Origin of the sequence: Pseudomonas sp. QTF5, from assembly GCF_000512695.2 — a bacterium.
Lineage (GTDB): Bacteria > Pseudomonadota > Gammaproteobacteria > Pseudomonadales > Pseudomonadaceae > Aquipseudomonas.
In genome coordinates, this window is the sequence record NZ_AZRW02000044.1 from 45900 (window position 1) to 54655 (window position 8756).

General features: G+C 59.4%; 6 protein-coding genes. 2 read left to right on the plus strand and 4 right to left on the minus strand.

The genetic code is table 11. From position 1 onward, the window contains the following. Positions 1-123: 123 nt before the first annotated feature. The 3 genes from IC37_RS25050 to IC37_RS25060 all read right to left on the minus strand — a co-directional run bounded on the left by IC37_RS25050 (position 124) and on the right by IC37_RS25060 (position 4176). On the minus strand, positions 124-2547 hold the full coding sequence (locus IC37_RS25050; protein WP_030131511.1) for a TonB-dependent receptor: 2424 nt from the start codon (positions 2545-2547) through the stop codon (positions 124-126). A gap of 97 nt (positions 2548-2644) precedes the next feature. Further along, positions 2645-3619 carry a FecR family protein gene (locus tag IC37_RS25055; RefSeq protein ID WP_030131510.1) on the minus strand — a complete coding sequence of 325 codons (975 nt, stop codon included), beginning with the start codon at positions 3617-3619 and terminating at the stop codon, positions 2645-2647. Between the two features lie 56 nt (positions 3620-3675). Further along, positions 3676-4176, minus strand: coding sequence for a sigma-70 family RNA polymerase sigma factor (locus IC37_RS25060; RefSeq protein ID WP_030131509.1), 501 nt, complete (start codon positions 4174-4176; stop codon positions 3676-3678). Between the two features lie 350 nt (positions 4177-4526). Here IC37_RS25060 and IC37_RS25070 point away from each other — a divergent pair, with 350 nt between their 5' ends. Both IC37_RS25070 and IC37_RS25075 read left to right on the plus strand, forming a co-directional pair. Beyond that, positions 4527-5648: an HlyD family secretion protein gene (locus IC37_RS25070; RefSeq protein ID WP_030131508.1), complete on the plus strand. Its 1122-nt coding sequence runs from the start codon at positions 4527-4529 to the stop codon at positions 5646-5648. Next, the gene (locus tag IC37_RS25075) at positions 5645-7237 is read left to right on the plus strand and encodes a DHA2 family efflux MFS transporter permease subunit (protein WP_030131507.1); all 1593 of its coding nucleotides are present in this window, start codon (positions 5645-5647) and stop codon (positions 7235-7237) included. The genes IC37_RS25070 and IC37_RS25075 overlap by 4 nt, the downstream gene beginning before the upstream one ends. Positions 7238-8129: 892 nt before the next feature. Here IC37_RS25075 and IC37_RS25090 read toward each other — a convergent pair. Next, a complete protein-coding gene (locus tag IC37_RS25090) occupies positions 8130-8570 on the minus strand; it encodes a carboxymuconolactone decarboxylase family protein (RefSeq protein ID WP_030131504.1) in 441 nt (146 codons plus the stop codon). Positions 8571-8756: the final 186 nt, after the last annotated feature.

Below are 8756 nucleotides of genomic sequence, written 5' to 3' on the forward strand. Positions count from 1 at the left end.
TGGAGGTCAGTCTTCGCGAGCAAGCCCGCTCCCACAAGGATCTGCAGCGAACACAGCATTTGTGTACGACGCAGATCCAATGTGGGAGCGAGGCTTGCCCGCGAATGAATCCACCTCGGTCGATCAGAACCCGACACTGGCCTGCACAAAGAACGTACGCGGTGCGCCGACGTACATCCCCGAGTTGTTGTCGCTGGAGCGGGTGAAGTACTGTTTGTCGAAAATGTTCTTCACCCCTGCGCCGACTTTCAGGTTCGACAGTTGCGAGCCGAAATCATAACCGCCACGCACGTTCCAGGTGACGTAACCCGGGATGTCGCCGTACTGGCCGTCCGCGCTGCCTTCAGTGATGTAGTTGCCGCTGAAACTGCCATCGGCGTTCACCGCAGTGCCCGGCGAGCGCTGTTTGGACTGGGCAAAGGCATCGAGGTTGTAGGTCCAGCGGTTGATGTCGTAACGCAGGCCGGCAGTCGCCACCTGACGCGAGTAGAACGGTAAGTCACGGCCCTTGAAGCCTGGAATCTCGCCTTCATAAACGGCGCGGGTGTAGGTGAAACCGGCGTTGGCGGTCAGGCCGTCGAGCCGTGGGTCCAGCGCCGCCATGTCGTAATGCACCGAAGCTTCAAGGCCCTGGTGCGTGGTGGCGCCGAGGTTGGTCCAGCCCACATCGTTACTGATGTATTGCAATTCTTTATCGAAGTCGATGTAGAACAGCGTCACTTCCCCGCCCCACACGTCATCGTTATAGCGCGTACCAATTTCGTAGGTCTTGGCCTTTTCCGGGTTCAGGCCATTGGCGGTGTTGTCACCCGAACCACCCTGACCGAGCTGGAAATATTGCAGACTGCCGAACGAGGTTTCGTAGTTGGCGAACAGCTTCCAGGCCTCGGACATGTGATACATCACGCTCAGGGCCGGCAGCGGTTCGTTGCTGTCGATGCTGCGGCGTTTTTCCTGCACAGGTTTGCCGGCGGTGTCGAGAACCGGTCTGTCGTGCCACTCGGTGCTGATGCTTTCAAAACGGATGCCGGGTGTCACGGTCCAGTTGCCGACGTCGATCTTGTCATCGATGTAAATGGCGTGGGCTTCGGTGCCCCCGGTGCGATCCTGGAACACATGACCATCGGAGGTTTTGGTGACCACCGGCTGATTATTCACCAGCGCCAGACGGCTCGCCTCTTCATGCATGCCTTCTTTCAGGTAGCGATAACCGACGCTGGCTTCCTGAGTGGTCGGGCCCAGATCGAACACATGGGACACACGTGGTTCGATGCCGAAGGTGTAGTAAGTACGCGGATAGGAACTGAGGGTTCTCTGGTCGCGAGCGGCGATGGTGCTGCCACGGAAACTGTCGGAATAGTAGGTCAGCACTTCGGCCTGGGTGCGGTCGTCGATCTGCCGAATCCATTTGAAGGACACGTCCTTGCGGCGGCCGCTGAAATTGTCATGGTCGCGGTCGGACTGGAACGGATCGGCGTCGTACTGCTTCTGTGTCAGGCCGCCGGGCATGTCGGCGCTGGCGTCGTAGTAATGGAAATTGAGGCTGAAATCATCCTGATCGGTGGGCGCCCAATGGGTCTTGAGGATCACGTCGTCGATGTCATTGCTGTTGTTGCTTTTGCGATAACCGTTGCCGTTCACGCCGGAATACAACAGCGCCACGCCCATGCCGTTATCGGCGGTGCCACCGAGAAACGCGGTGTCGATGTGTTTCCAGCCACCGCGCTGGGTGGTTTCCAGGGTGGTGCCGATTTCACCGGTGGCTTTCTCCGGAATCGCGCGGGTGACGAAGTTGATCACACCACCGACGTTCTGCGGCCCATAACGCACGGAACCGGCGCCACGCACCACGTCGATGCTGTCGAGGTTGCCGGAGGAAATCGGTGCCATGGACAGCTGCGGTTGCCCATAAGGGGCGAAGGCGGCCGGCACACCGTCGATCAGCACGGTGGAGCGTGGCGACAGGCGCGAGGTCAGGCCGCGCACGCCGACGTTCAGGGAAATATCGCTGCCGCCGGTGCCGTTGGCGTCCTGCACTTGCACGCCGGGTACACGACGCAGCACGTCACCAACGTTCATGGCGCCCTGCTCCACCATGGCTTCACGACGGATCACCGTGCGCGCGCCAGGATGGTTTTGCACCACGGCAGCATCGGCATCACCGAGCCAGTCGCCAACCACTTTGATGTCGGTCACGCCCAACTCCAGCGGACCGTTGGCGGCGGAAGTCGGGGCTGGCATCAGGGTCACCGAGCCTTCGTCGATCTGATATTCCAGACCGCTGCCTTGCAGCAATTGGCGCAAAGCCTGTTCCGGGGAGAGATTACCGTCCACCGCCGGGGCCTGTTTGCCGGCCACCAGTTCCGGGCTGAAAAAAACCTGCAACGAGGTTTGCTGACCCAGCTGACTCAAGGCCTGACCCAGCGGTTGCGCCTGAATATGAATGGCATCGGCAGCGAACGCCTGGGGCAGCGCCGAGCTGACCGCCAGGGCAAGAGCGAGGGGCAGCCAGGATGTTTTGTTATTTTTAGCGGTGGTTTTCTTCACGTCGAACATTGTCCTGTGGATCGCAAGAGTGTGCGGCTGTTAATGCAAACCAGTTGCAGTTGGACAAGAAGACGAAGAACTCGAAAAAAACCTGAATCTATCGGGCAATTATTTCCTGACTGCCGTCATCGAGGGTCCGAATGGCCACCGGCAGAATGCTCGGCAAGGCCTTGAGCAGTGCGTCGGTGTTGTCGGATTTGAACACGCTGGTCAGGCGCAGACTGCCCACTTTGGCGCTGCCGACCGTCAGCGGTTTTTCCCGATAGCGCGACACTTCTTCGGCCACTTCGCTGAGGCTGGCGTTGTTGAACACCAGTTTGCCGCTGCGCCACGCGGTCAGTTCTGCAGGGTTGACCGTATAGGCGGCGGCCACCTTCCCCAAGGCATCGACGCGAGTGCCGAGGCCGGCGGTGAGGCTGACGAAATCGGCGCCGTTACCTTGAACCTTGACCGTGCCCTGCTCTACGACGACCCGGGTTTCAGTGCTGTCGCGACGCACGTCGAAACGGGTGCCGGTAACCGTGACCTTGCCGCTGCCCGCCTCGACCACAAACGGTCGGCTGCTGTCATGCTCCACGCTGAACATCGCCTCGCCTTGCGTCAACTCGATGCCGCGACGATCTTTTTCATAGCGCACCTGCACCCGGCTGCGGCTATTCATATCGATCACCGAACCGTCCGGCAACGCCACATGACGACGTTCGCCAAGGGCCGTGGAATATTCAGCCGTGTAGGTCGCCGGATGATTCAAGCCACTGAACAACCCCAGGCCGAGCGCCACCGACAACACACTGGCGGCCACCGCGTAACGCACCAGCGGATGACGTGTGCGGCGTGCCGGCGGAGTTTCGCACAAGGCGTGCAAACGCTTGGCAGGTAGCAGATCGGCCGCCGCCCACAGGCTCTGCAGCATTTGATATTCGTCGCGATGCTGAGGGTGTTCGTCCAGCCAGATCTCAAAGCCTCGCTGTTCTTCGGCGTTGACGACAGGTTCCTGCAAACGCACAAACCACCGCGCCGCGTCGTCGCGAACTGTCGTTTGCCCGCACGCACAATCACGAGTATCCATCATGGAAAGTCCTGTTTGGCTGGGGATGAGACCGGCGATCTTTTCGGGGCCGCGGCGAATCATGGTTGTAACCCGTCCAGGCGATCACGCAAATGCCGCAGGGTGCGGATCATATACTTTTCCACCATGTTCTTGGACAGCCCCAGGCGTTCGGCGATTTCGGCCTGGGTCAGGCCTTCGATCTTCTGCCAGACAAATACCTTGCGACAGTTGACCGGCAGCTCGGTGAGCGCCCGTTCGATGGAATCCGCCAACTGGATCGCATGCATGAAATGCTCCGGGTCGCCGGACGACGACACACTGTGATCGATCGCCTCGGACTCCATGGCGCCCCGCCGATCCTCACGCCGATAACCGTCCACCGCAATGTTGCGCGCGGTCTGGTGCAAATACGCCCGAGGTTGTTGCACCCCCGCCGAATCGGACTCGAGCACCCGCACGAAGGTGTCGTGGGCCAGGTCCTCGGCCTGCTGACGATTTCTCAGACGACGGGTCCAGGTGCCGATCAACTCTTCGTAATGCTCGAAAAAGCCGGGTCTGCGGGGCAGCTTGGGGGTCATTGCGGTGTGCTGTGGGGAGGAGGCGCGAATAGTAATGCTTCCTATTAAGCCCGGCAAATCATTCCTCGGAGCGTCGACGAGAGGACCTGTCCCCCCACAAAATCTGTGTATAGCGATGATCGAAAATGTGGGAGCGGGCTTGCTCGCGAAAGCGGTGTGTCAGTCGACATCAATGTCCGCTGATACACCGCTTTCGCGAGCAAGCCCGCTCCCACAGGGTATGTGCAAGGCTCCCCGGCGGTCGAAACGTCCGGCACCAGACGACCGGTAGCAGAAACCCATTGCCACCAAATATTACCTACGTCATATTACACCTATAATAAAGCATCGTTTCCCACAGGTATTTCTCCATGACCAGCATGCCCAGCCTTGAACCCGACCTTGCTGTCGCGGTGAACACACCCAGGCCTCCCCTGCTTAAAAGGCTGCTCTTGCTGACGGCGGCCATCGCGGCCCTGGTCTTCATCGGGCTGTACGCAGCCCATTGGTGGACTGCCGGCCGTTTCATTGAAGAAACCGACGATGCCTACATCGGTGGCGACGTCACGGTGATCGGGCCGAAAGTTGCGGGGAATATCGAAGAGGTGCTGGTCACCGACAACCAGAAGGTCAAGGCCGGGGATGTGCTGATTCGGCTCGACGCCCGAGACTACCGCGCCAATCTGGCCAAGGCCGAAGGTGCGGTGGCTGCCGAAGAAGCGTTGCTCGCCAACCTCGACGCCACCGAACAACTGCAACACGCGGTGATCGGCCAGGCCCGCGCCGGCATCGATGCCGCGGGCGCCGAAACCGCGCGCTCGCGGGACGACAATGCCCGCTACAAACGCTTGGTGAACAGCAATGCCGTCTCGGTGGAAAGCGCACAACGGGTCGACGCCACCTTCAAGACTGCCCAGGCGCAAAGTGCCCGGGCTCAGGCCGAACTGCTGGCCGCGCAACGTCAGTTGAACGTGATCGAAACCCAGAAACAGCAAGCGCGCGCCGCGTTGATCCAGGCGCGGGCCGAGCGCGATCTGGCGCAGTTGAACGTCGGTTACACCGAGTTGAAAGCCCCCGTTGACGGCGTGATCGGTAATCGTCGGGCACGGGTCGGCGCTTATGCCCAAGCCGGTTCGCAACTGTTGTCGGTGGTGCCGGCCAGCGGGCTGTGGGTGGATGCCAATTTCAAAGAAGATCAGCTGTCGCGGATGACGCCAGGCCAGCGCGTGATCGTTCATGCGGACGTGCTCAAGGGGCGTGAGTTCCACGGTCATCTGGACAGCCTCGCGCCGGCCAGCGGTTCGCAGTTCAGCGTGCTGCCACCGGAAAACGCCACCGGCAACTTCACCAAAATCGTCCAGCGAGTACCGGTGCGGATCCTGCTCGATCCGGCCGATGGCGTGCTCGGTCATCTGCGTCCCGGCCTGTCGGTGACTGCCGAAGTGGACACCCGCGCCGAACCTGAAACCCCGACCGTGGCCAGCACACCATGAGTCGCGCCCTCGCCGCCCCCGCGCTGCCGTTCGACGCCGCCAATATGGCGACGGCGACCAAAGTGTTCGCCTTCGCCACCATGTGCATCGGCATGTTCATTGCGCTGCTGGATATCCAGATCGTCTCGGCGTCGCTGCGTGACATTGGCGGCGGGCTCTCCGCCGGCACCGACGAAACTGCGTGGGTACAGACCAGTTACCTGATCGCCGAAATCATCGTGATTCCGCTGTCGGGCTGGCTGTCCCGGGTGTTCTCGACCCGTTGGTTGTTCTGCGCTTCGGCGGTGGGTTTTACCTTGGCCAGCCTGCTCTGCGGCGCGGCCTGGAACATCCAGAGCATGATCGCCTTCCGCGCCCTGCAAGGGTTTCTTGGCGGCTCGATGATCCCGCTCGTATTCACCACCGCATTCTTTTTCTTCACTGGTAAACAACGGGTAATCGCCGCCGCGACCATCGGCGCCGTGGCCTCGCTGGCACCGACGCTGGGGCCGGTGATCGGTGGCTGGATCACCGACATTTCGTCCTGGCACTGGCTGTTCTACATCAACCTGGTGCCGGGTATTTTCGTCGCGGTGGCGGTGCCGATGCTGGTGAAAATCGACCAGCCGGAATTGTCGCTGCTCAAGGGCGCCGACTACTTGAGCATGCTGTTCATGGCAGTATTTCTCGGTTGCCTGGAATACACCCTCGAAGAAGGCCCGCGCTGGAATTGGTTCAGCGACAGCACGATTCTGACCACCGCCTGGATCAGTGGCCTGGCTGGATTGGCGTTCATTGGTCGCACCCTGCACGTGGCCAATCCGATCGTCGATCTGCGTGCCTTGAAAGACCGCAACTTCGCCCTCGGCTGTTTCTTTTCATTCGTCACGGGGATCGGCCTGTTCGCGACGATTTACCTGACGCCGCTGTTTCTCGGCCGGGTGCGCGGTTACGGCGCGCTGGACATTGGCCTGGCGGTTTTTTCCACCGGGGTGTTCCAGATTCTGGCGATTCCGCTGTACGCCTTTCTGGCCAACCGCATCGACCTGCGCTGGATCATGATGACCGGTCTTGGGCTGTTCGCCCTGTCGATGTGGGATTTCAGCCCGATTACCCATGACTGGGGGGCTAAGGAATTGATGCTGCCACAAGCCTTGCGCGGAATCGCTCAACAACTGGCAGTGCCGCCCGCGGTAACCCTGACTCTCGGCGGGTTGGCACCGGCACGGCTCAAACATGCCTCGGGGTTGTTCAACCTGATGCGCAACCTCGGCGGCGCGATGGGCATCGCCGCCTGCGCGACCATCCTCAATGACCGCACCAACCTGCACTTCACCAGGTTGGCGGAGAACCTCAACAGCACCAACGAAGCACTCAATCAGTGGCTATCCCAGGTCGGCGATAACTTCGCCGCCCTCGGCCAGAGCGGTGACATCGGCGTCACCGCCAGCCTGCGTCAACTGTGGCTGCTGACCTACCGCGAAGCGCAGACGCAAACCTACGGCGACGCGTTCCTGATGATCATGGTCTGCTTCATCCTCGCCACGGCGATGGTGCCCTTGATGCGCAAGGTGCAACCACCGGCCGCGCCGTCAGCGAATACCCATTGAGCGGAGTCAGGTAGTAAGTCACTCAATAACAATCGGCCAGTCAAAGTGGAATTCGGCAACACACTAGCCTTCTATGCGCAGAACGCCACAGATTTAAGCAAAGAAATCACGTACAGCCGCCACAAACGAACTACTGATAAATATATTGATTGCGACGATAGGTATGAACAGCACTGCCTTCGCCGGCCTGGACAATTTGGAATCAAACAGCTTGTCCGCAAAATAAAAGATCAGTTGAGTCAGCCCCCATACTGAGATCGCCAATAAAAAAGTAAATAGAAAATCCGACATAGGACCTCTTCTTAAAAGAGCGATATAAGTTCAACTTGAGTTGGCTTGAACTCCACCGCCCCAAGCCCGGCGGAGTTCGCGGACTCCAAATCAAAACGACTGGGTCAGGGGTTACGCCGCACCACCATCTGGACCGTTAGATCGCATCAAATAACCGCCGCCAAGCCCTCCGTAGAAAGACGCCATTGCCGTGCCTGCTGCTTGAGCAGTCGTTGCCGGGGTAAAGAATCCGAGTACTCCGCCCGCGACGCCTGCGCTCGCAGCTCCAGTCCAAGTGGCTGGCTGCCCACCTCCTGCTTGCATTCCAATATATCCAGCGACACCAACGACTGCTCCTGCCACTGCACCGGGCGGACCGACAGCACCGCTGATTGCTTCGATTTCCATTTGAGTTAACGCACGCATTAGAATCATCCTTTATGAAATGATATTTCCCAACACTTACAGATCTAGTTTCAATATAGAGCGCTGCAACTGAAATTAACGCATGCGCTTTTGAGTAAATAATTAAAACCAGATCAATCCTACGCAACCCAGGTTAAACATTCCTACGCACTCATCCTACTTCAAGCGTACCCGATGATCAGCAGACGCTCACTGATCAGGCTTGAGGCATTTTACGGAAGCCTACCGCCAGGCGATTCCAGCTGTTGATGGTGGAAATCGCCACGGTCAGGTCGACCATTTCCTTAGGGCTGAACTCGGCGCTGAGCAGCGCATAGTCTTCATCCGGCGCGTGGGTCAGGCTCAGTTGGGTCAAGGATTCGGTCCAGGCCAGCGCGGCGCGCTCACGATCGGTGAAGAACGGTGCCTCGCGCCAGGCCGTCACGGCGAACAGTCGACGTGGCGTTTCCCCGTCCTTGATGGCATCGGCAGTGTGCATGTCGATGCAGAAGGCACAGCCGTTGATCTGCGAAGCGCGCAGCTTGACCAGTTCGATCAGTGACTTTTCCAGGGGCAGTTTCGAGACGGCGGTTTCCAGGGCGATCATGGCTTTCAGGCCGTCTGGGGAGGCGGTGTAGAAATCGATACGAGGTTGCATGGTGAGCTCCAATCACAGGTGGGGTTGGCGCTACGTTAATGCCGACCTGAGGTTGAACAAATAGCCAATTATTGGGAAGTTGAGGATGCCAATGGACCAGAAGATTTTCAGTGACTGTGCCGGCGCTTTCGCGAGCAAGCCCGCTCCCACATCTATGGTTACCCCCTTTTCTGCAATACTGTTTTT

Coding starts and splice junctions, on each gene's coding strand:
- IC37_RS25090 (WP_030131504.1), bottom strand. CDS start 8,570: ATGCAACCTCGTATCGATTTCTACACCGCCTCCCCAGACGGCCTGAAA.
- IC37_RS25055 (WP_030131510.1), bottom strand. CDS start 3,619: ATGATGGATACTCGTGATTGTGCGTGCGGGCAAACGACAGTTCGCGAC.
- IC37_RS25060 (WP_030131509.1), bottom strand. CDS start 4,176: ATGACCCCCAAGCTGCCCCGCAGACCCGGCTTTTTCGAGCATTACGAA.
- IC37_RS25075 (WP_030131507.1), top strand. CDS start 5,645: ATGAGTCGCGCCCTCGCCGCCCCCGCGCTGCCGTTCGACGCCGCCAAT.
- IC37_RS25070 (WP_030131508.1), top strand. CDS start 4,527: ATGACCAGCATGCCCAGCCTTGAACCCGACCTTGCTGTCGCGGTGAAC.